Consider the following 22,129-nt stretch of genomic DNA (forward strand, 5'->3'; position numbering starts at 1 on the left):
AATGTATGAAGTTTTTGTTAATGAGGCTCCACTGATCTTAACAAACGAGCGACCCCAGGATTCCAATGGTAATTTGTTTTCTTTGGATGGTGATTCCATAGTTGAGGCGATTCGCCTATTGTCCAAAAAGAAGCTGAAAAAGGCGTATTTATATCATCCTGACGACAAAAAGATCCTCAAACTTTTCATGCACAAAATCCCCGTGGTTGTTGCGGGCGGTGGTTTTGTCATCAATAAAAAAGGAAAAGTGCTTTTCATTTACAGAAATGGGAAATGGGACCTGCCCAAAGGTAAGGTGGATAAGGGGGAGTCCATAGAGAGCGCTGCCGTTCGCGAGGTGGAGGAGGAAACAGGGGTGAAAGATTTGGTCATCGAGCGGTTCCTTCATACTACCTACCATATTTTTAAGCGCAACGGGGAATATCGGTTGAAGCAGACCCACTGGTTCATCATGTCAACGGACTATACGGGCAAATTGGTCGCAGAAAAATCCGAAGGCATCAAAAAAGTGAAATGGAAAGGCCCTCGCAAAACCAAAAAAGCACTAAAGAACTCCTACCACAATATTAAGGTACTGTTCGAGGATTGGCCCTTTGACTAATTGGCGAACAATCCCGCAGCTTCACTGTTTTTGGCGACCCTGTAGATGGGGTAGGTCAAATAAGCCTCTTCAAAATGTACGGAACGCTCAAAAATCCAATTGAGCTGTGCATACCAATTGTTCGAAAAATTCAGGTCTTCCTCTTTTTTGGCTTCAAACTCTTTTGCCAACAAAGAATCCTTTTGTAGCATTTCCAAAGCCACGTCCTCAAAAACATAGGGAGAAAAGCCTTCCTTGCGCTGTAACACAGTATCAAAAAAGTTCCAATTGAAGAATGAGTCCGCTCCTTGGGGCTCCAAGGTTTCCAACAGGTAACGAATACCGGGCTGTTTTGTAGGTACCCAAAGATCACCTTCCCTAAAATGGATGTCCTTTACGTTTTTGGATACCTTGGTATCCGAATGGAGATAGTGGCCTTCGTAGGGCGAATTTCTGGTATCGTATTCCTCAATACTATACACTTCCACCGAAAGCGTGGTGTCCTTTTTTATGGGGATGTATTGTATTTTGTTGGCATCCAACCGCTCGATTACCCTGTTCCAACTCCGCTTAACAATGTAGGCTTCTGGAATGGTCACCGTATCCATGGGGTAATAATAATCCTGATAAATGGTTTCTTTGGTAAAGGGCTTATCGCGATTGTATTTTAACCGTGGTAGGCCGGTTACTTCACTTGTCAGTCGTTCTGCTTCATACCCCTTAAAGTTGAGGGTACTGGTTTGCGTGGTATCCACTTGCCAATTGAAATAGTATTCGGAAAGCTCCAAATTGGATTCCAATGTTTCCTTACGGAGCGTTTTGATGGTGCTGTGCTCTTTTTCCACTACATCAATCAAGCTTTCCATCAAAGCATAGGTGCCTTCCACACGTTGTTGGTAGGGTTTTAGCATATGGGTCTCTACCATTAGCCCCAAAGTGCTCCATAGGGTGGTGTAGCCGGTGGAGTATCGGGGGTGGTCCATAAATTGGCTAAAACCTTCTTCCGGCGGAACATTGAACACATTAACGTAGGGGGTAATGTCCCACTCCTTTTTGATTAAGGATTGTTCGAGACCTGGCATAAAAGTGTCATGGAGGTATTTGCCCATTTCACCTCCCAATTTATTGTGCTGTGTGAACAAATGGGTCAAGGTGTATTGGTAATCGGCCCCGTTGCTTACATGGTTGTCCACAAAAACATCTGGTTTTACCATATGGAATATTTGGGCAAAAGTTCTAGCGTTTTGGGTGTCCATTTTTATGAAGTCACGATTCAAATCGTAATTTCGGGCGTTGCCCCGAAATCCGTAGGATTCTGGACCGTTTTGGTTGGCCCGGGTGGTGGAGTTTCGGTTGAGCGCACCGCCCACATTATAGATCGGAATCGTAACCAATACCGTGTTCTTTGGAGCTTCCAATGCACCTGTGGCCAAATCGCGGTACAGCATCATGGTGGCGTCGATACCATCGCTTTCCCCAGGATGTATACCGTTATTTATTAGGATGATGGTCTTTTCCTTGCGGATATTTTCAAAATTAAAGTCCCCGTCAGGGTTAAAGGTAACGGTGTGCAAGGGGTAGCCACTGTCCGTTTTTCCTATGGTCTGGATATTGATTTCTGGAAATTCGCGGGCCAAGGCCATGTAGTAATCAATGGTCTGTTGATAGGTCGCCGTTTCCTTGCCTTCCGAAAGTTCGTAATGGGTAGGATAAGACGATTGCTCGTCCTGTGTTTCAGACTTACAGGAGACTATGAGAACTACGGACAAAAAAAGAATAATCTGCTTCAAAATGCTTCGGGAACTTTAGGTTGCACAAATGGTGTACTTGCAAGTGCCAAAAATACAGAATATTATGATCTACGACGCAATCCCCATACAACCCAGTTCGTTTGCTTCGATTTTGAAAATGGGTTTGTTCTTAAAGTTGAGCGGATAGGGACAGCGGTCTTTGAAGTCCGCCCACTTTTTATGGTCCAACGGGTCTATGGACGAAGTGATCATATTGATGACAATCTGCTCTTTGATGTCCAGTTCAATCATTGCGTCCAAAAACTCCCATCCATCCATTATGGGCATGTTGATGTCCAAAAAGATAACCTCGGGAATGTTCCCTCCGGTTTTGTTTCTTTCCTTAAGTGCTTCATGGGCCTCGTGGCCATTTTGAAAAATTTGGATGTCATCGCATTCCGCTACCGACTTCAACATTTTTTTGATGCCAAAAACAGTTATGGGGTCATCGTCCACAATAAAAATACAACTAACTTTCTTCATTAAAACTTACATTGAATGTAGTGCCTTTATCTACTTCACTCTGCACTGTTATACTTCCGCCCATGGCCTCGATTTGGTTCTTTACCAAGTAAAGCCCAAAGCCTTTGGCATCTTCTCTGTTGTGGAACGTTTTGTACATTCCAAATATTTTGTTTCCGTATTTGTTTAGATCAATTCCCAGTCCATTATCGGATATGCTTAGTTCAATCCCTTTTTGGGATTTTAGGGCATTGATGGTAATCTGGAGTTTTCGGTCGGGACTTTTATACTTGACTGCATTGGATACCAGATTCAACAATATGCTATCCAGATAGGCCGGTACACAGTTGATCTGTAATTCCTCAGGAACATGGTTTGTTACCTGTGCGTGGTTGTGCTCCAGTAGTGCCGACTGGTCCTGCAATACCTTTACCACAGCATGGCGTAGGTGCACGTTTTTTTTGATCACCAAGGTATTTGAGTTTACATCTACCACTTGGTTCAGGTTGGCCAAGGTTTCCAAGAGATTGTCGGAAGCTTGGCGCAGCATCTTGATCAATCGCAGCCTTTCCGTGGGATTCTTTTCAGCATCTAGAAATCCCAATAACATGGAAAAGTTGGCGGAATGCGACCTTAGGTTATGTGAAACAATATGTGCAAAGCTGATCAGTTTTTGGTTTTGCATCACCGCAATGGTGTTGAGGCTCCGCAATTGTTCCTCCTTCTTTTTCATGTGCGTAATGTCCATGCTCGTCCCAATAAGGCCACAGACTTTGCCGTCCAGATCAAAATAGGGGATTTTGGAGGTAAGATGATGGGTTACCTTACCATTTATGACACTTTTGGTCTCTTTTCCAATAATTGGCGTCAGGTTTTTCATGACCTGAAGGTCTTCCTCACGGGAAATTTGGGCATACTCTTTTTCAAACAGGTCAAAATCGGTTTTACCGATGAGGTCAATTGGTTTTTTGCCCAAATAGTTGCATTCACTCTTGTTGACCAAAATTTTTCTGGATTCCAGATCCTTTACGTAGACGTTTAAGGGGAGGCTATCGACCAAAGTGGACAATAACTGCTGGTGTTCCCTTACCCGTGTATCTGCCATCACTTCCTCATGAATATCCTTGATTGTTCCAAATACTTTGATGATCTTTCCATTTTTTACCAAAGGTTTACCCGTAATACGTACCCATCGCTCTTGTCCCATATAGGTAACCAGCAAAAGGTTGATATCGTAAGGTTGAAGGTTATTGGTTACTCGATGGAACAGCATGGAAGCCTTGTTTCTGCTGTATCCCACTTTGTAAAAATTGATGGCCTCCTGCGCGTTTGGCAGATAATTTTCCGGAACCTGATGAATGCGTTTGGTTTCTTTGCACCAGAATAGCTCTTCGGTTTTTAAATCAAATTCCCACCAACCGGTCTTGGACACTTCCATCTTGGTCTCCAAAATGTTATGGAGCCAGTCCAATTCTTCTTGTTTTTTTACTTCGGAGGTGATATCGTCCGTTTGGACAATGGTACCAATCACATTTTCCTTTTCATCGAACCAGGGAGCAAAATGGCTTTTGAGGTGTAGGGTGGTATAGTTGACTTTGATGGTATGCTCAAGGGTGAAAGAAAGGTTGTCCTTGAGTTGCTGCTTTAATTCGATGTTCTCGGGAAACAAGGTAAAAATTTCCGGGCCATTTCCCTTGGTGAAGGAAGGAATTCCGAACATTTTCAACCAAGAGCAGGAAGCATCCAAAAGAGTACCCTCTTGGGAAATAAGCGCCGTTGCCTTGGGCAACTGTTTCAAAACATAAAATGGATCAACTCTCTCAACTGCTTTCAAAACTCGGGGGATGCTTAAAAAACGTTCTACCTACTCAGAAATTTCTGACCAAAGTAGAGCTATTTGTCCGAATTACAATTTTTATTGTTGTGAAAACAACCCACAGTGTTGTATTTATTCGTTTGAGGATTGTTTGTTGTTATATAAAAATAAAGAAAAATCTTACAAAAGTAAAATGTAAACTAGGATTTGACCACGACCGTATCCGGCACCAGACCGGAGTAGTCCCCGCCATTTCGGATAACGTCGCGAACAATGGAGGAGCTGATGTACGATTTGCCGGAGGAGGTCAACAGAAATACCGTTTCAATTTCGGAAAGCTTGCGATTGGTGTGTGCAATGGCCTTTTCAAACTCGAAATCAGCAGGGTTGCGCAGTCCCCTTAAAATAAAATTGGCACCGATTTTTTTACAGAAATCCACCGTAAGACCTTGGTAAGTGGTCACTTTGATCTTGGGTTCGTCCTTGAAGGCCTCTTCAATAAACCTCACACGTTCCTCCAAGGAAAACATGTAGCTTTTATCGGCATTGATTCCTATGGCTATGACTAGTTCGTCAAAAAGGGTAATCCCTCTTTTAATGATGTCATAGTGGCCTAATGTCAATGGATCAAAGGAACCGGGGAAGAGTGCGCGTCTCATGTTGTGGTTTAAAGTTGTTTAAAAATACGGTTTCTAGCGCAAAGCTTCAACAATCGCACTGTCAAAAAGGTCTTCGAGGGAAATTCCAGCTGTTCTGGCTTGCTGTGGTAGGAGACTTTCCTCTGTCAGTCCGGGAGTTGTGTTTATTTCCAATAGATGAGGTGCATCCCCAATAAAAATGAACTCACTTCGGGTATACCCCTTCAATCCCAATGCTTTATAAATGAACTCGGCCAATTGCCTCACATTGGACTCTTGTTTTTCCGAGATTCTCGCTGGTGTTATTTCTTTGGACTTGCCCAAATATTTCGCCTCGAAATCGAAAAAATCGTTTTCCGAAATGATTTCCGTTGCCGGTAGCACGGTTACTTTGTTTTCATATGTGATGACACCGACAGAGACTTCGGTACCATCCAAAAAAGATTCTATGATAATCTGTGTGTCTTCCTTAAATGCGTTTTCTATGGCGTTTCCAAGTTCTTCTTTTTGGTACACCTTGGACACCCCGTAGCTGCTACCGGCCCGGTTGGCCTTTACAAAGCAGGGCAGTCCCACCTTTTCCACTATGGCATCTTCATCCACATCTTGGCCCTTGTTCAAAAAGTAGGATTGTGCACAGGGTACTCCATAAGGTTTCAAAGTACTCAACAGGTCCCTTTTGTTAAAGGTGAGCGCGGCCTCATAGTGGTTGCAAGACGTATGGCGAATACCCAAAAGTTCAAAGTAGGCTTGCATCAACCCATCTTCACCGGGAGTGCCGTGGATGGCATTGAAAACACAATCAAAATGAATTTTATTACCATCGATGTTAAGGCTGAAATCGGATTTTTCCATAGGAAACTCTCGGTTGTTCTCATCGAGATAAAACCACTTTTCCCGTGTGATGACCACCCTGTACGGATGGTATTTGTCCCTGTCCAGATACTTGTACACCACGTTTCCGCTTTTGATGGAAATACCGTGCTCACTGGAATAGCCCCCCATGATGATGGCAATGTTCTTTTTCATTGGCTGGTAAAATATCGCTGGACCAAAGTAAAGAAAAAAGGGTTGGCTTTCCTATCTTTGTTGCGTTAAGGTGAACTATATGAAGAATTTTTTGAACTTTTTAAAAAGCAAGACTTTTTTGATCCAATTGGGATTGGCGGCAGGAGCAGTCCTTGTTTTGGTGTTCCTTGCTTTGCAATGGCTAAAGGGCACCACCAATCACGGTGAATTTGTAGAGGTTCCCGATTTTTCCAAAATGTCGGTGATGGAGATGCGCAAGGCCGTAGAGGAGGCAGGACTAAGATATCAAGTATTGGATTCTTCCGATTTTAATCCAGAGTATCCACGATTTTCCATATTGGACCAAAATCCACCAGCAGGCAATAAGGTAAAGGCCAATCGCAAGATTTATTTTACTGTAAACCCATCGGGATATAAGAAAGTGACGGTACCGGATATCATCCAAGTAACCCAACGAAATGCAGCTTCCATGTTGCGTGCGGTGGGGCTTGAGGTGGAGCGTGTAACCTATATCGACGAACTCGGAAAGGACATGGTGTACCGAATGAAGCACAAAGGGAAATACATTAAGCCTGGCGACCGATTGCCCAAAACTTCGCAAGTGGAGTTGATCTGTGGTAATGGAACCATTCCCGGTAGTGCAAAAGTACAGGCAGACTCCCAATAACTATGGATATTTCCGATAATCAGGACGAGCTTTCCCAAGATGATCTTTATGAACATCATGGTTTTTTGGCATCAAAGGGGCAAGAACCACTTCGTGTGGATAAATTCCTGATGAACTTTATTGAGAATGCTACGCGAAACAAAATCCAGCAGGCCGCCAAACGAGGGCACATTTGGGTAAACGGTGCCATCGTCAAACAAAATTATAAGGTTAAGGCAGGGGATGAGGTCAAAGTGATGTTTGAGCACCCGCCCTACGAGTTTTTGTTGACGCCCGAAAACATCCCTTTGGACATTGTGTACGAGGACGAAGTACTTCTTGTGGTGAACAAGCCCGCCGGAATGGTGGTGCACCCGGGACATGGAAATTACTCGGGGACCTTGATCAATGCATTGGTCTACCATTTTGAGAATTTGCCCAACAACAGTTCGGACCGACCCGGATTGGTCCATCGCATTGATAAGGATACCTCTGGATTGTTGGTGATAGCCAAAACGGAGTCCGCCATGACCCATTTGGCGCAGCAATTTTTTGAAAAAAGCAGCGAACGGGAATATGTAGCCTTGGTTTGGGGCAATGTGGAAGAGGACGAGGGGACCATAGAGGGGCACATCGCCCGCAATCCCAAAAATAGGCTGCAAATGATGGTATTTCCCGATGGGAGCGACGGTAAGGAAGCTGTAACCCATTATAAAGTCTTGGAACGATTTGGTTATGTTACCTTGGTATCTTGCCGTTTGGAAACTGGTAGAACCCACCAAATTCGCGTCCACATGAAATATATTGGCCACACCCTGTTCAACGATGAGCGCTATGGTGGTGACAAGATTTTGAAAGGGACCACATTTACTAAATACAAACAATTCGTGGAAAATGCCTTCAAAGTACTGCCGCGTCAGGCCCTACATGCCAAGACCCTTGGCTTTGAGCATCCGGTCACCGGGGAGTTTATGCGGTTTGATTCCGAATTGCCAGAGGACATGGTAAACGGGATTGAAAAATGGCGTGGTTATGCCAAGCATCACGAATCATAGGTTTCCTCAATCCAAAGATTGAAAACACCTTTGGAATCCCCTTCCGAAAAACGAAAATCCTCGTTATTTTTACCAAAAAGGAATACCATGAAAATTGTCATATCCCCGGCAAAGTCGCTTGATTACGAGACTGCTTTGCCCACTTCAAAATACAGTCAGCCCCAATTTTTGGAACAAGCGGAAAAATTGAACGCCGTCTTGAAGAAGAAAAAACCCAAAGCACTGTCGGAACTTATGTCCATTTCGGATAAGTTGGCAGATTTGAACTGGGAGCGCAACCAACAGTTTGAACTACCTTTTACCGCGGATAACGCCAGACCTGCGGTTTATGCCTTTAACGGGGATGTATACCAAGGTTTGGATGCATACACCATTCCCGAAGAGCAGTTGGATAATCTGCAGGACACACTTCGGATTTTGTCGGGACTATATGGTGTTTTAAAGCCACTGGACCTTATACAGCCCTACCGATTGGAGATGGGCACCCAACTAAAGGTGGGCCGTAAAAAGAACCTTTACGAATTTTGGAAGGACCAAATCACGGCGTCTTTGAATGAAGAGCTTCAGGACGATGAATTATTTGTAAACCTGGCCAGTAACGAATACTTCGGTGCCGTGGACGAAAAAAAGCTAAAGGTTCCTGTGATAGCCCCCGTTTTTAAGGATTGGAAAAACGATAAACTGAAGGTGATCAGTTTCTACGCCAAAAAAGCCCGCGGTTCCATGGTGCGTTATATTTTGGACAAAGGTGCCGAAACCTTGGACGATATCAAGAATTTTGACTACGATGGCTACATGTACAGCGAGGAGCATACAGTGAAGAAAAACGAGCCTGTGTTTGTTCGTTAAAAAACTTTGGTAAAATCCGAAGTAATCTTTAAGTTATCCAAATGGGGTATGATGTTACGATTGAAGTGCCCATACCTTAAATTGTGATACGCCTAAATTTAACCCAGAGGTTACACTTTATTCACGACCTTTGAGTGAACGTCCATTGATAACACTAACATAAACGAAATCCATGCAGCAGACTAAACGGTTAGAAGAATTCAAAAAATCGGTAACCAATAAGTTCAATATTTACAACAGCCTTTTCCTTAGCTTGCCCTACAAGAACGTGGAAAATGTGGGGAATTTGGTTCCGCTTTTGCTTGATCAATGCGAAAAGGGACTGAAGGAAGGTAAAGATCCACAGGAAATATTGGAAGTGTTCTTTTCCAATTTTGTGAATATTCAGGATGAAAGGGAGCGGTTGGATTTTATGTTCCGGATGATCCAATATGTGGAGCGGCAAGTGGTCCTCTATGATAGTGTCGAGGATTCGGCATTTCCCAAGCTGCAGAAATACAGTAGCTCCTTGACCATAAAGGATTATTTTGAGCTGGTGAACCGCACCAAAAATTGGGACAAGGTATCCAAAAAACTGTCCACCTTTAGTGCGCGTATCGTTTTAACGGCCCACCCAACCCAGTTTTATACCCCGGCTATTTTGGACATTATCGCGGAACTTCGTTCGCTCATTGATCAAGACCGGATTTATGACATTGATGTGACCCTTCAGCAGTTGGGACTAACATCCTTGATCAATGCCAAAAAGCCCACTCCTTTGGATGAGGCAAAAAACATCATCTATATTCTAAGGCATACCTATTATGATGCCGTTGGGGAATTGTACCAATACGTAAAGAGCAACATTCGGGATGACAAATTCGAGAACTACAACCTGATGAAACTTGGATTTTGGCCAGGTGGTGACCGCGACGGCAACCCTTATGTCACTGCCGACATCACCAAGCAGGTTGCCGATGAACTTAGGCTTACCTTGATGAAATGCTATTATAACGAATTGAAAGGTCTTCGAAAAAAGCTAACCTTTAAGGGGATGCAGGAAGATTTGAACGACCTGAGCTCAAAACTGTACAATGCCATGTTCAACGTGGACGCCGCCATTTCCTATTCAGAAATTATTGGCTACTTGGAAAAGATCAGGGAAAAATTGCGCTCGGATTATCATGACCTCTATTTGGACGAATTGAACCAACTGATGGATAAGGTCCACATTTTTAAGACTCATTTTGCCACACTGGATATCCGTCAAGATCACAGTAAGCATTTATTGGTGGTGGAGAGTGTCCTCAAGAAAGAGGGTATCATTAAAGAAAGTATCGACGAGATCAAGGAACAGGAATTGGTGAAACTGTTGCTGGAGAAAAACTTCCAACTCAATCCAAAGGATTTCGAGGATGATATCGTAAAAGATACCATTGTCAATATCAAAAACCTTAAGTCCATTCAGGAAAAGAACGGGGAAGATGGTTGCAACCGTTACATCATCAGCAATTCCGAAGATATTTTTTCCGTATTGTTCGTGTTCGGGCTGTTTAGATGGTGCGGATGGGACGAAAAGGAAATCACCTTTGATATTGTTCCATTGTTCGAAACTATGAAGGGTATGGATGCTTCCGAGGAAGTGATGCAAACCTTATTCGATATTCCACAATATCGCCAGCACTTGGAACGAAGAAGGGATATCCATACCATAATGCTCGGCTTTTCGGATGGTACCAAGGACGGTGGCTATTTAAAGGCCAACTGGTCCATTTTAAAGACCAAGGAGACATTGAGCAAGGTCTGCAAGAAAAACGGTGTGGCCGCTATTTTCTTTGATGGTAGGGGCGGACCGCCAGCAAGGGGAGGAGGTAAAACGCACAGGTTCTACGCAGCCCAGACCAAGGATGTGGCCAATCATGAGATTCAGCTTACCATTCAGGGACAGACCATAACCAGTACCTACGGTACCAAAGAGCAGTTTATCCACAACTCCGAACAGTTGCTCACGGCGGGTTTGAGCAACAACCTCTTCGGCAAGGAACTTACTATTTCCGCTGCCCAGCGTAAATTGATCGAAGAACTCTCAGAACTCAGCTTTGAGAAGTACGATGCGTTGAAGCAGCATGAGAAATTTATGCCCTATTTGGAACATCGAAGTACGTTAAAGTACTACACCAAAGCAAACATTGGCAGTAGGCCGGGAAAACGTGGAAATAAAAAACAATTGACATTGTCCGACCTAAGGGCAATATCCTTTGTAGGCTCTTGGAGCCAACTCAAACAGAATGTGCCCGGATACTTTGGTCTGGGAACGGCCATAAGTGCCTTGAAAGAACAAGGAAGACTGTCCGAAGTGAAAAAGTTATACAAAGAGGTGCCATTCTTCCGGGCGTTGATGCACAACAGTATGATGTCGTTGGCGAAATCCAACTTTAATTTGACCGGTTACATGAAGGAGGACCCTGAGTTTGGAGATTTCTGGAACATTTTGCACGACGAGTTCCAGTTATCCAAAAAAATGCTCTTGCAGATTTCGGGCGATAAAATGTTGATGGAGGACGAAGCCGTATCACGGGAGTCGGTCAAAATCAGGGAAAAGATTGTATTGCCTCTGTTGGTGATACAGCAGAATGCTTTATACCATATCACACAAAATTCAGAGTACAAGGAATTGTACGAGAAAATTGTGACACGCTCCCTTTACGGTAACATCAACGCGAGTCGAAACTCTGCATAGATCGGTAAAGGATTGGCCCAAAAAGTCTTTAAGCATATACATCCGTACGAACCATTTCTCTTGGAAAAGGCCACAAAGTTGATTGTGGGCACCTTGCCACCGCCCCGTTTTACTACCGGTGAGTTAAAACCACAGGATGTCGATTTTTGCTATGGAAGTTGTAACGGACAGCTATGGCCCATTTTGGATAACATTTTCCATCTTGGTCTAAAGTATGAAACGACCCAAGAGGCCGTGGAGCAACGGAAACGATTCTTGATGAAAAACAAGATTGGCGTCTGCGATATTGTGGAAAGTGCTGAACGCGAAAAAATTGACGCATCCGACTTGGGGATGCAAAATGTGGTGCTTCGTGATTTGGTTGGCTACTTAAAAGAATACGACAACATCGAGACACTTTTGTTTATGGGCGGAAACAGTAAAAATGGACCTGAATACTTCTTTAGAAAACAGCTGAAAGAACACGGCCTCAAACTAAAAGTAGTATCAGACATAGTTCCTCGTATCCATCATTTGGAGTTGCCGATTACTTCGAGTTCTGTGTCAGTTCGAGCGCAGTCGAGAACGATAAAAACCGTTTCCCTGATAGCACCTTCGGGAGCAGCCAACCGTGCCGTTGGCAGTTTACAGGCCTACAAGGACCTAAAAAACAAAAACCCTGAATTCAATACACTTGATTTCAGGGTGATGCAGTATAGGGAGTTTTTTTAGTGCCCTAAAGGTTTGGTTCGATGAAATTATGAACATCCAATTTTTTGGCGAATTTTGCGTTAAATTCAATAGCTTTGAGCAATCCCAAAAACTGAAATATGAAAAACCTACTTCAAATTGCAACAGTATTGTTTATGATTACAATTCTTACGGTTTCGTGCAGTGCTAATCGAAGAACCGTTAACCGTGGAACTGTAAATAGCAGTACAGCTCCGGGTCAAGTAAAGAAAGTGACAGGTGCTAAAAGTGCTAAAGCCTATGCCCCTGGTCAACAAAAGAAAAATGGCAATAAGAACTAATTATAACTTGAGATAAATTTTAAAAAAAGCCCTGATTTTTCAGGGCTTTTTTATGATTTTAATCCAACTTGGCCGATAGCAGATTATAAAAAGTTTTTATACCGTATGCCAACTGCCCAATTTTAACATTCTCGTTGGGACTGTGCTGGTTATTGTCCGGGTTTACCACGGGTACGATAAAGGCAGGTATTTTTAACTCGTTCACAAAGGGTGAAATAGGCACGGTGCCACCCATGGTCCGTATTTGAATCACTTCTTCCCCAAAACTTTGGTGCAAGGTGTTCACGATAAAATCTCCATAAGGATTGTCCAGCTCCGTGCGGAACGCATCCGTTACACTACCTTCTTCCACAGTCACGATTTTGTCAAATTGCATTCGCTCTTCTCTGGAGGGAACATGGTCCAATACCTTATATCCTTGTTTGGCAATGTGGTCTTTCACCAACTGTTTCAATCGGGTGCCATCGCTTTCTACAACTAATCGTAAATCCAATTCGGCGGTAGCACTTTCCGGAACAATGGTCCTTGCTTTATCACCGACCCAGCCAGAGCCGAGTCCTCTAATGTTCAAGGAAGGATATTGCAAGGCTTCTTGATAAAAACCACCCACTTTTTCAGCGGTCTTAAACTGTAGCTTCTCCGCAATGGCCTCATCACTATCGGGAACGCTTTTTAAAATGGAATCCGTTTTTTTATCAATGGAAATACCATCGTAATAGCCGGGAATCGTCACTCTGCCCTCATCATCTTTCATAGTGGCCAATAATTTGGCTAATTGGAACCCTGGGTTTGGGGCGTAGTTGCCATAATGTCCGCTATGTTGCGGTTTGATGGGTCCGTAGGTGGTCAGTGTCAAGGTGGTGATTCCACGACAACCATAAACCACGGTGGGCTTTTCCGAAGCATGGACCGGTCCGTCCACGATCATCAAAAAATCGGATTCCAACAATTCTCGATATTGCTTTACGGCCGCAGGAAGTGGCTTGCTGCTCTTTTCCTCTTCGCCGTCCAAAATTACCTTGATGTTGAAGGGTATTTCCTTGGCATCCTTCTTCAACAGATCCATGGCGTTCAAAAGCATCACAATGGGCGATTTGTCATCAGAAGTGGACCGTCCGAACAGACGCCAATCATAATTGATGTCATCATCCAATTGATCAAAGGAAACCGTTTCAAACCCACCATCCTTGGGAGCTTTCAATACTACCTGATACGGATTGGGCTGGTCCCATTTGGTGGGGTCCACAGACTGACCATCAAAATGCATGTAGATAAGCACTGTTGGCTTTTCTCCGCTCACCGGGGTTGCTGCAAAAAACAATGGGAGTCCTTCGGTCTCCAAAACGGCCGTATTAAATCCCCTGTCTCCGAATTTTCGTTTGAGCCACATAATGTTTCGGTCGATATCGGCTGCATCCAGCGCGTCGTTGGGAATGGCGATAAATTCACGAATTTCATTGATGGCATCGGCCACTTGCGATTTTATGGCCACATCGTCTTGGGCAAAAAGCGAAAAACCAAAGAGTGAGCAGACAAGTAACAGCGTTTTTTTCATGTTGTCTTGGAATAATTTTAGAGGTGAAATTTAGCGAATTTGCTTTACAAAGTCACCAATAGTATAAACTCCATTTTTAGTGAGGTGTTTGATGAAGGCCGAACCAATGATAGCTCCCTTAGCTTTTTGGGTGGCTTGTTGAAACGTTTCGGCATTGCTGATACCGAATCCAACGATTTGCGGATTTTTCAAATCCATTTGCGCAATACGGTCAAAATAGTCCGATTGTTCACTGCCAAAACCTTGTTTGGCTCCAGTGGTACTTGCCGAACTTACCATATAAATAAAGCCTTCTGATGCATCGTCGATTGCCCTGATACGTTCTTCGCTAGTTTGAGGGGTAATCAAAAAAACGTTGATCAATCCATGCTTTTTAAAAATGGCCTCGTATTCCTCTTTATAAACATCCAACGGCAAATCGGGCAGGATGAGTCCATCGATGCCAATTTTTTCGCATTGGTCGCAGAATGCTTCTACCCCGTATTGTAGTACTGGATTAAAATACCCCATAATGATCAAGGGAATGGAGACCGTTTTTCGGATATCCTTCAATTGCTCAAAGAGCAAGGCGGTATGCATGCCATTTTTAAGGGCTGCGGTGGAGCTTTCCTGAATGGTAGGGCCGTCTGCCAGGGGATCGCTGAAAGGAAGCCCGATTTCGATAAGGTCGACCCCATTTTTCTCCAAATCTTCGATGATTCTTACCGTATCGTTAAGCTTGGGATAACCTGCTGAAAAATATATGGAAAGGATTTTTTTATCCTCCTGGAGTTTTTGTTTGATTCTGTTCATACATCCTGATTTCAGATGTGAGATAGTAGAATTAGGACTCTAGCGTCTTATATCTTCTGTCTAACATCTATAATTTAAAATAATCAATATAGTTCTGAAGGTCCTTATCACCTCGTCCTGACAGGTTGACCACCACTACGTCATCCGGGTTGAATTTCCGTTCTTCAAAAATGGCCAGCGCGTGCGAGGTTTCAATAGCTGGAATGATACCTTCCAATTTAGAAAGTTCCAGCCCAGCTTGCATGGCGTCATCATCGGTAATAGAAATAAACTCACCACGGCCCGAGGCGTACAAATGGGCATGCATGGGACCTACGCCCGGGTAATCCAAGCCTGCCGAAATGGAGTAAGGTTCCGTAATCTGTCCGTCTTGGGTTTGCATCAATAGGGTTTTGCTGCCATGGATAATGCCCACTTTTCCAAGTGCTGATGTCGCGGCACTTTCACCGGAGTCAATTCCTTTTCCGGCAGCCTCAACGGCAATGATGCCCACTTCGGGAACATCCAAATAATGATAGTAGATGCCAGCTGCATTGCTGCCTCCACCAACACAGGCCACCACATAATCTGGATTTTCCCTGCCTTCGACTTCTTGTAGTTGTTGTTTGATTTCTTCCGAAATCACGGACTGAAAACGGGCCACCATATCGGGATAGGGATGTGGTCCTACTACGGAACCAATAATGTAATGGGTGTCCACTGGATTGTTGATCCAATCACGGATCGCTTCGTTGGTAGCGTCCTTTAAGGTTTTACTGCCCGATGTGGCCGGCCGTACCTCGGCCCCCAACATTTTCATTCGGGCTACATTCGGGGCTTGGCGTGCAATATCGATTTCTCCCATGTACACCACACATTGAATGCCCATTAAGGCACACACAGTAGCCGTGGCCACCCCATGCTGACCTGCGCCTGTTTCTGCAATGATTCTGTTTTTGCCCAATTTTTTGGCCATTAAAATCTGGCCGATGGTATTATTGACTTTATGGGCTCCGGTATGGCATAGATCTTCCCGTTTCAGGTAGATTTTGGTGTTGTACTTTTCGGACAGGCGTTTTGCAAGGTATAGAGGGGTAGGGCGTCCTACATAATCCTTCAACAGTTGATGGAACTCCTCCTGGAACGAGGGCTCCTTCATAATACTGAGGTAGTTTTGCCGCAGTTCCTCACAGTTGGGATAGAGCATTTCGGGGATAAAAGCTCCCCCGAACTCGCCGTAATATCCGCGTTCGTCAGCATGATAACTTTTCATAGGTTCTTTTTTTGGTTCTGACCGCCTTTGAGCGATTTAATAAATAGGTTTAAATCCTTTATGTTTTTTAGCCCTGGGGCCGTTTCAAATTTACTGTTCACATCGATGGCAAAACAGTGAGTTGAAGCTGGGCTCCCCAAAAAGGCTTGTAGTTGTTCCTTGGAATCCAATCCAATGCCTCCGCTCAAAAAGTAAGGCTTTTGGGATGGATATTTTTCCAAAACGGACCAATCGAATGTGTAGCCATTTCCTCCGGGGAGTTTTCCTTTGGTATCAAAAAGAAAATAATCGCATACGTTTTCATAATCTTTCAATACGTTAAAATCAAAATCATCCTTGATGGAAAATACTTTGATGATTTCAAATTCGTCATCGTGAACATGTCCCTCAGCCTCATCCTTGTGAGATGCTGAATCAAGTTCAGCATGACGTAAAGCTGAGCAATATGCAGCACTTTCCTGTCCATGGAGTTGCACGGTATCCAACTGATACTGGGCCACTTTTTGCAAAACTTCTTCTATAGGTGCGTCTACAAAAACCCCAACTTTTTTGATGGAATTGGGCAAGACCGGCATCTCTCCCGAAAAATATCGGGAGGAAGGTTCCCAGAAAATAAACCCCAAATAATCGGGTCGCAAATTTGCAACCTCTTCGGGGTTATGGTTCATGCCGCAGATTTTTAGTTTCATAGTTTAATTGTGTCAGGTCGAGTTTTTTGAAAATTGTTTCAAAAAGTATCGAGACCGATTGCTTCTCGATACAATTTACCTTTGGTAAATCACTCGAAGTGACATTTACGAGATTATTTTGGTTATAAATTCTTCCGCACTTTTACCGGGATTATCCGTTTTCATAAAATTCTCCCCGATCAAAAATCCTTGATAATCAAATTCCTTGAGCTCACGGATGGCTTCCACAGAGCTAATGCCACTTTCGGAAACTTTTACAAAATCATCAGGGATTTTTTTGGACAACGTTTTACTGATATCCAAATCCACCTCAAAGGATTTAAGATTCCGATTGTTCACCCCCAACATATCCAGACTCGGCATCAGGGATTTTTCGAGTTCTTCCTCGTTGTGGACCTCCAGCAGTACATCGAGTCCCATTCCCTTGGCCAGTTCGGACAAGTTCTTGATTTCGTCCTTGGATAGGATGGCGGCAATCAATAGAATCACGTCTGCACCGTAGGCTTTTGCCTCCACAATCTGATATTCATCTATGATGAACTCTTTTCGTAAAAGTGGGATGTTGGTTGAAGCCCTGGCAAGTACCAAATCGTCCAAAGAGCCGCCAAAATATTTACCGTCAGTGAGCACGGATATGCCACAAACACCTGCATCGGTGTATCCCTTGGCCACATCCTGAACGCTCAGGTCGTGATTGATCACGGATTTGGACGGGGAACGCCGCTTGTGTTCGGCGATAATACCGGAGTTGCTTTTGCGCAATACTTCTGCCAATGAGACGGAGGTGCGTTCCATCATTACCGACGCCTCCAATTGGGCCACCGTAATTAGGGATTTTTTCAAATCGACCTCTTTGCGCTTATCGGCTACTATTTTTTCTAGAATGTTCATATTTTATTATTCCGTACTTGATGTGGAATTTAATTTTTATTTCTGCTGGATTCCTGCGGACCCTGAGCGGAGTCGAAGGGAAAGCAAGAATGGCATTTATATCGTATTTAGTTTTTACTCAATTCCTGCAGTTTTTTCAAAGCTCGTAATCCGCTACCCCCCAATAACGATTCCTTAGCCATTTCAAAGCCTTCTTTCGGGGTGATGCCCTTTACAGTGGCAATAGCGACCCCTGCATTGGCACAAACCACATTGTTCTGCGCATCGGTGCCTTTGCCCTGAAGAATGTTCATGAATATTTGTGCCGACTCGGCCACATCTTCCCCTCCGGTAATTTCTTGTTGTGAAACTTTTTCCACACCAAAATCAGCTGGCGTTAACATGGCTTCGGTATGGTTAGAAATGGTCTTGGTATCGCCCGTTAAGGAAATTTCGTCGTATCCGTCCAAGGCATTTAGAATGGTGAACTTTTTGTCCGTATTCTGGTATAGGTACCCGTACATTCGGGCCAGTTCCAAATTGAACACCCCGACCATCTGATTTTTTGGAAAGGCCGGGTTTACCATGGGGCCCAACATATTGAAAAAGGTCTTCACGGCCAGTTCCCTGCGGATGGGGGCCACATTTTTCATTGCTGGGTGGAACAAGGGCGCGTGCAGCACGCAAATTCCTGCTTCCTCAATGGTTTTCTTTAGAAAATCAGCATCATTGCTGAATTTGATGCCCAAAAACTCCATCACATTACTACTGCCACATTTGGATGAAACCCCATAGTTGCCATGTTTGGTGACGCGGATTCCCGCTCCGGCCGTCACAAAGGAGGCCAGGGTGGAGATGTTGAAGGTGTCCTTGCCATCCCCACCTGTTCCACATAAATCAATAGGGTCATACTCGGCAAGATCAACGGCCAAGCATAGTTCCAAAAGGGCATCGCGGAACCCTTCGAGCTCCTCAATGGTTACGCTTCGCATCATGTAAACGGTCAAAAATGCAGCAATTTGCGAGGTATTGTATTCCCCATTGGCAATGTTGACCAAAATTTGCTTGGCTTCTTCCTTGGGGAGAATTTCGTGATTGATGAGTTTATTTAAGGTCTCTTTCATTGTTCTTCTTTGTCATTCCTGCGAAGGCAGGAATCTATTTTGTTATTGTTTTGAATTCCTGCTTACTCTTCGACTACGCTCAGAGTTCCGCAGGAAAGACATATTTCTAGCTTTCCAACCAATTTTTCAACATTTGTTTTCCTTCGGGGGTCAAAACCGATTCGGGATGAAATTGTACCGCGGTCACATCGTAGGTTTTGTGCCGAAGTGACATTACCTGTCCGTTTTCATCTACCGCTGTGATTTCCAAATCATCGGGCAAATTAGGGTCTACCACCCAGGAATGGTACCTTCCTACTTGCAGGGTTTTGGGCATATTTTGATAAATAGGGTCATCCTTCGTAACGGTAATCGTGGTGTCCACTCCGTGATAAACTTGGTCCAGATTGATCAATGTTCCTCCGAATACCTCCCCAATGGCCTGTAGTCCCAGGCACACTCCAAAAATACGTTTGGTAGGTGCATAAGTTTTGATGATTTCCTTCAGCAATCCAGCTTCATCGGGAATCCCTGGTCCTGGTGAAAGTACTATGTATTCAAACGGTTCCACCTCCTCTAAGGTGAGCTGATCGTTCCGTTTCACGGTGACCTCACAATCCAAATCTTCCAGATAATGCACCAAATTGTAGGTGAAGCTATCGTAGTTGTCTATCATTAAAATCTTTCGTCCCATGCTTAGATTGTTTCGGCGATTTCCAGCGCCTTGGTCAATGCGCCCAATTTGTTGTAGGTCTCCTGTAGTTCGTCATCGGGGTTGGATGCCGCTACCAGACCAGCTCCGGCTTGGTAATACAATTCGTGGTCCTTGCTCAGGAAGGTGCGTATCATGATGGCGTGGTTAAAGTTGCCCTCAAAGTCCATAAACCCAATAGCGCCCCCGTAGTAAGATCGGCTTGTTTTTTCATATTTCTCTATGAGCTGCATGGCCATATGTTTTGGCGCGCCGCTCAAGGTGCCCGCGGGGAAGGTATCGGCCACTACTTTCATCGTAGTGCTGTCCTCTTTCTTTTGTCCGGTTACTTTGGATACCAAGTGGATTACATGGGAGAAATACTGTACCTCTCTATAGGTTTCCACATATACGGTGTTGCCATTGCGACTTAAATCGTTTCGGGCAAGATCAACGAGCATCACGTGTTCGCTGTTCTCCTTTTCGTCCTGTGCCAATTTTTTGGCCAATTCGGCATCTTTTTCATCATTTCCGGTACGTTTGTAGGTTCCGGCTATCGGATGGATTTCGGCTTTGCCGTCCTTCACGATCAATTGTGCTTCCGGGGAACTTCCGAATATCTTAAAATCTCCATAATCAAAATAAAATAGGTAAGGGGAGGGGTTGATGGAACGTAGTGCCCGATACACATTGAACTCGTCTCCCTTGAACTTTTGTTTGAACCTTCTGGATAGAACCAATTGGAACACATCGCCACGCTGGCAATGTTTTTTGGCCAGGGCAACTTGGTCTTTATAGTCTTCGTCCTCAAGATTGGATTCAGGCTTGCCCTGTTTGGTGAAATTGTAGGAAGCGAAGGTGCGAACGCTGAAAAGTTGCTCCATTTCCTCCACGTTACTTTCGGTATTGTAGCAGTGGGCGAAGAGATAGGCCTCGTTCTTAAAATGGTTGATGGCGATTATATTCTGATAAACGGCATAATAAATATCTGGGATATGGGCCGAATCTTCCTTTTTGGAAATCTCCACATCTTCAAAATAACGAACGGCATCGTAGGCCATATACCCAAATAGCCCATTATAAATAAACTTGAAGCCATTTTGTGTGGTTTTGAACTGCTGGCCGAAGTTGTGGATTACTTGGGTCACATCCGTTTCCGGGGTAATCGCGATTTCTTTCTTTGTCCCATCGGGAAAGCGCTGTGTAATGATTTCGTTCGCCACTTTAATGGAAGCAATGGGATTGCAACAGATATACGAAAAGCTGTTGTCGTTCGCGTGGTAGTCGCTACTCTCCAAAAGAATGCTGTTGGGGAATTTGTCCCTGATCTTCAGGTAAACGCTAACGGGTGTGATCGTGTCCGCGAGGATTTTTTTGTAATGGGTCTTTAATGAATAAGTCATTTTGTTTCTATTTCCACGCAGGTGGAAATCTATTTTTGGTTAATCAAAGAAATAGGTTAAATCTTCCCAATTTGGATTAAAATCGTTTATCAGGTTGATTTTCCAACTCCTATTCCATTTTTTTTATTGTTTTTCTCTTCTTATGGCAGGTATTGGGAAATTGAATTTTTCATAATAGACCAATGTTTTAAGATTATATCTACTTGCAAACTTACTCCCGATACCTTTTTTGTGCCTGTACATTCTCTTTTTTAGATCGTTGGTATAGCCTATATAAATAGTTCCCATTTTCTTATTGGATATGATATAGACATAAAAACTCATTTTTTAATATTTAGGATTTCCGCCTTCGCGGAAATCAAATCTAAAGTTCTTAAAAATGAAAAAGGCTTGTCGTGATGACAAGCCTCTTATATGGTTATAATGGGGACTTAGCTCACGACGTTTGACGTAAGTTTATCCACCACCAGTTATTTGCTGTTCCAGAAATCATAGGCTCAAATATAGGGAGGAATTTTTAACGGGACAACAATGTTTTGTTTAAAATAAAAAATCCCGTCCAAGAATAGCTCGAACGGGATTTCCACACACTAAATAGGAGTTGATTACATCTGTAGATCAACTACCAAATCAAACTCATCATAGATCAATTTGTCCTTGGCAGTACCGATGATACCTGACCCGTATTTTACATCGTATTTGGTTCTATCCACTTTCAAGGAAGCAGTTGCTTTGTCACCGTAAACGGATACCTCAAAAGTGACTGGCTCTGTAGTACCTTTAATGGTAAGGTCGCCAGTAACATCGTAGGAGTTTTTTCCGGTTGATGTCACTTTGGTGAACACCAATTTGGCCGTTGGGTGATTGGCAGTGCCAAAAAAGTCGTCGGATTTCAAGTGACCGTCCAATTTGTCCTTGTACTCTCCTTCCAAATCGGTGGTGTTGATGCTTGCCATGTCCACAACAAACTCTCCACCTACCAAGGTTTCCCCGTCAAATTCCAAAGCGCCGGATTGAAGGCTGATGGTTCCTGTGTGAGAACCTCCTACTTTGTAGCCTTTCCAAGTAACGGTACTTTCAGTTGTTTTTACTTCTTTGGTTTCTTTGATCGGGTTTGCGATAGCGGATGAACCCACAAGGGTCATCAATGTTAAGCTCAAAATTGTCTTTTTCATGATTG

The 22,129-nt window shown here is 43.8% G+C and carries 22 protein-coding genes; 7 read left to right on the forward strand and 15 right to left on the reverse strand.

Annotated elements, in window-relative coordinates:
- The first annotated feature begins 1 nt into the window (after position 1).
- Positions 2-601 carry an NUDIX hydrolase gene (locus RBB12_RS10445; RefSeq protein ID WP_179385106.1) on the forward strand — a complete coding sequence of 200 codons (600 nt, stop codon included), beginning with the start codon at positions 2-4 and terminating at the stop codon, positions 599-601.
- Here RBB12_RS10445 and RBB12_RS10450 read toward each other — a convergent pair.
- From RBB12_RS10450 to RBB12_RS10470, 5 genes are all read right to left on the reverse strand, one after another.
- A complete protein-coding gene (locus RBB12_RS10450; protein WP_306013504.1) occupies positions 598-2,370 on the reverse strand; it encodes a M14 family metallopeptidase in 1,773 nt (590 codons plus the stop codon). The two genes, RBB12_RS10445 and RBB12_RS10450, sit on opposite strands and share 4 nt — an antisense overlap.
- Before the next feature lie 69 nt (positions 2,371-2,439).
- Positions 2,440-2,853 carry a response regulator gene (locus RBB12_RS10455; RefSeq protein ID WP_306013502.1) on the reverse strand — a complete coding sequence of 138 codons (414 nt, stop codon included), beginning with the start codon at positions 2,851-2,853 and terminating at the stop codon, positions 2,440-2,442.
- Complete coding sequence (locus RBB12_RS10460; RefSeq protein WP_306013500.1) at positions 2,840-4,666, reverse strand: PAS domain-containing protein; 1,827 nt, start codon at positions 4,664-4,666, stop codon at positions 2,840-2,842. Before RBB12_RS10460 ends, RBB12_RS10455 begins: the two co-directional genes overlap by 14 nt.
- Before the next feature lie 182 nt (positions 4,667-4,848).
- Entirely contained in the window at positions 4,849-5,307 is a 459-nt protein-coding gene (gene coaD, locus RBB12_RS10465; RefSeq protein ID WP_293283593.1) for a pantetheine-phosphate adenylyltransferase, read from the reverse strand.
- Positions 5,308-5,340: 33 nt separating this feature from the next.
- Positions 5,341-6,315 (reverse strand): D-alanine--D-alanine ligase, encoded by a 975-nt coding sequence (locus RBB12_RS10470; protein WP_306013499.1) that lies wholly within the window; start codon positions 6,313-6,315, stop codon positions 5,341-5,343.
- A 79-nt stretch (positions 6,316-6,394) separates the two neighbouring features.
- Between RBB12_RS10470 and RBB12_RS10475 the strand changes: the two genes are divergently transcribed.
- The 6 genes from RBB12_RS10475 to RBB12_RS10500 all read left to right on the forward strand — a co-directional run bounded on the left by RBB12_RS10475 (position 6,395) and on the right by RBB12_RS10500 (position 12,594).
- Positions 6,395-6,982, forward strand: a complete 588-nt coding sequence (locus RBB12_RS10475) for a PASTA domain-containing protein (protein ID WP_179385100.1) — start codon at positions 6,395-6,397, stop codon at positions 6,980-6,982.
- Positions 6,983-6,984: 2 nt separating this feature from the next.
- Entirely contained in the window at positions 6,985-8,016 is a 1,032-nt protein-coding gene (locus tag RBB12_RS10480; RefSeq protein ID WP_306013498.1) for an RluA family pseudouridine synthase, read from the forward strand.
- Between the two features lie 87 nt (positions 8,017-8,103).
- Complete coding sequence (yaaA, locus tag RBB12_RS10485; RefSeq protein WP_306013497.1) at positions 8,104-8,865, forward strand: peroxide stress protein YaaA; 762 nt, start codon at positions 8,104-8,106, stop codon at positions 8,863-8,865.
- 172 nt (positions 8,866-9,037) lie between these two features.
- A complete protein-coding gene (locus RBB12_RS10490) occupies positions 9,038-11,584 on the forward strand; it encodes a phosphoenolpyruvate carboxylase (protein ID WP_306013496.1) in 2,547 nt (848 codons plus the stop codon).
- Between the two features lie 60 nt (positions 11,585-11,644).
- A complete protein-coding gene (locus tag RBB12_RS10495) occupies positions 11,645-12,295 on the forward strand; it encodes a uracil-DNA glycosylase family protein (RefSeq protein WP_409557901.1) in 651 nt (216 codons plus the stop codon).
- A 98-nt stretch (positions 12,296-12,393) separates the two neighbouring features.
- The gene (locus tag RBB12_RS10500; protein WP_306013494.1) at positions 12,394-12,594 is read left to right on the forward strand and encodes a hypothetical protein; all 201 of its coding nucleotides are present in this window, start codon (positions 12,394-12,396) and stop codon (positions 12,592-12,594) included.
- Between the two features lie 58 nt (positions 12,595-12,652).
- Here the strand turns inward: RBB12_RS10500 and RBB12_RS10505 are convergent, their stop codons facing one another.
- The 10 genes from RBB12_RS10505 to RBB12_RS10550 all read right to left on the reverse strand — a co-directional run bounded on the left by RBB12_RS10505 (position 12,653) and on the right by RBB12_RS10550 (position 22,124).
- Complete coding sequence (locus tag RBB12_RS10505) at positions 12,653-14,149, reverse strand: M20/M25/M40 family metallo-hydrolase (protein WP_306013493.1); 1,497 nt, start codon at positions 14,147-14,149, stop codon at positions 12,653-12,655.
- Between the two features lie 30 nt (positions 14,150-14,179).
- Complete coding sequence (trpA, locus tag RBB12_RS10510) at positions 14,180-14,941, reverse strand: tryptophan synthase subunit alpha (RefSeq protein ID WP_306013492.1); 762 nt, start codon at positions 14,939-14,941, stop codon at positions 14,180-14,182.
- A gap of 67 nt (positions 14,942-15,008) precedes the next feature.
- Positions 15,009-16,193, reverse strand: a complete 1,185-nt coding sequence (gene trpB / locus RBB12_RS10515; protein WP_306013491.1) for a tryptophan synthase subunit beta — start codon at positions 16,191-16,193, stop codon at positions 15,009-15,011.
- Positions 16,190-16,882, reverse strand: coding sequence for a phosphoribosylanthranilate isomerase (locus RBB12_RS10520; RefSeq protein ID WP_306013490.1), 693 nt, complete (start codon positions 16,880-16,882; stop codon positions 16,190-16,192). Before RBB12_RS10520 ends, trpB begins: the two co-directional genes overlap by 4 nt.
- Before the next feature lie 105 nt (positions 16,883-16,987).
- The gene (gene trpC, locus RBB12_RS10525) at positions 16,988-17,773 is read right to left on the reverse strand and encodes an indole-3-glycerol phosphate synthase TrpC (RefSeq protein WP_293289859.1); all 786 of its coding nucleotides are present in this window, start codon (positions 17,771-17,773) and stop codon (positions 16,988-16,990) included.
- A gap of 107 nt (positions 17,774-17,880) precedes the next feature.
- Positions 17,881-18,876: an anthranilate phosphoribosyltransferase gene (gene trpD / locus RBB12_RS10530; protein WP_306013489.1), complete on the reverse strand. Its 996-nt coding sequence runs from the start codon at positions 18,874-18,876 to the stop codon at positions 17,881-17,883.
- A gap of 106 nt (positions 18,877-18,982) precedes the next feature.
- Positions 18,983-19,549: an anthranilate synthase component II gene (locus RBB12_RS10535; RefSeq protein WP_306013488.1), complete on the reverse strand. Its 567-nt coding sequence runs from the start codon at positions 19,547-19,549 to the stop codon at positions 18,983-18,985.
- A gap of 2 nt (positions 19,550-19,551) precedes the next feature.
- Positions 19,552-20,949, reverse strand: a complete 1,398-nt coding sequence (locus RBB12_RS10540; protein ID WP_306013487.1) for an anthranilate synthase component I family protein — start codon at positions 20,947-20,949, stop codon at positions 19,552-19,554.
- 123 nt (positions 20,950-21,072) lie between these two features.
- Positions 21,073-21,273, reverse strand: coding sequence for a GIY-YIG nuclease family protein (locus RBB12_RS10545; protein ID WP_313882849.1), 201 nt, complete (start codon positions 21,271-21,273; stop codon positions 21,073-21,075).
- A gap of 281 nt (positions 21,274-21,554) precedes the next feature.
- On the reverse strand, positions 21,555-22,124 hold the full coding sequence (locus RBB12_RS10550) for a YceI family protein (RefSeq protein ID WP_179385085.1): 570 nt from the start codon (positions 22,122-22,124) through the stop codon (positions 21,555-21,557).
- Positions 22,125-22,129: the final 5 nt, after the last annotated feature.

Source organism: Allomuricauda sp. MMSF_3307 (assembly GCF_030733585.1).
Classification (GTDB): Bacteria; Bacteroidota; Bacteroidia; order Flavobacteriales; family Flavobacteriaceae; genus Flagellimonas.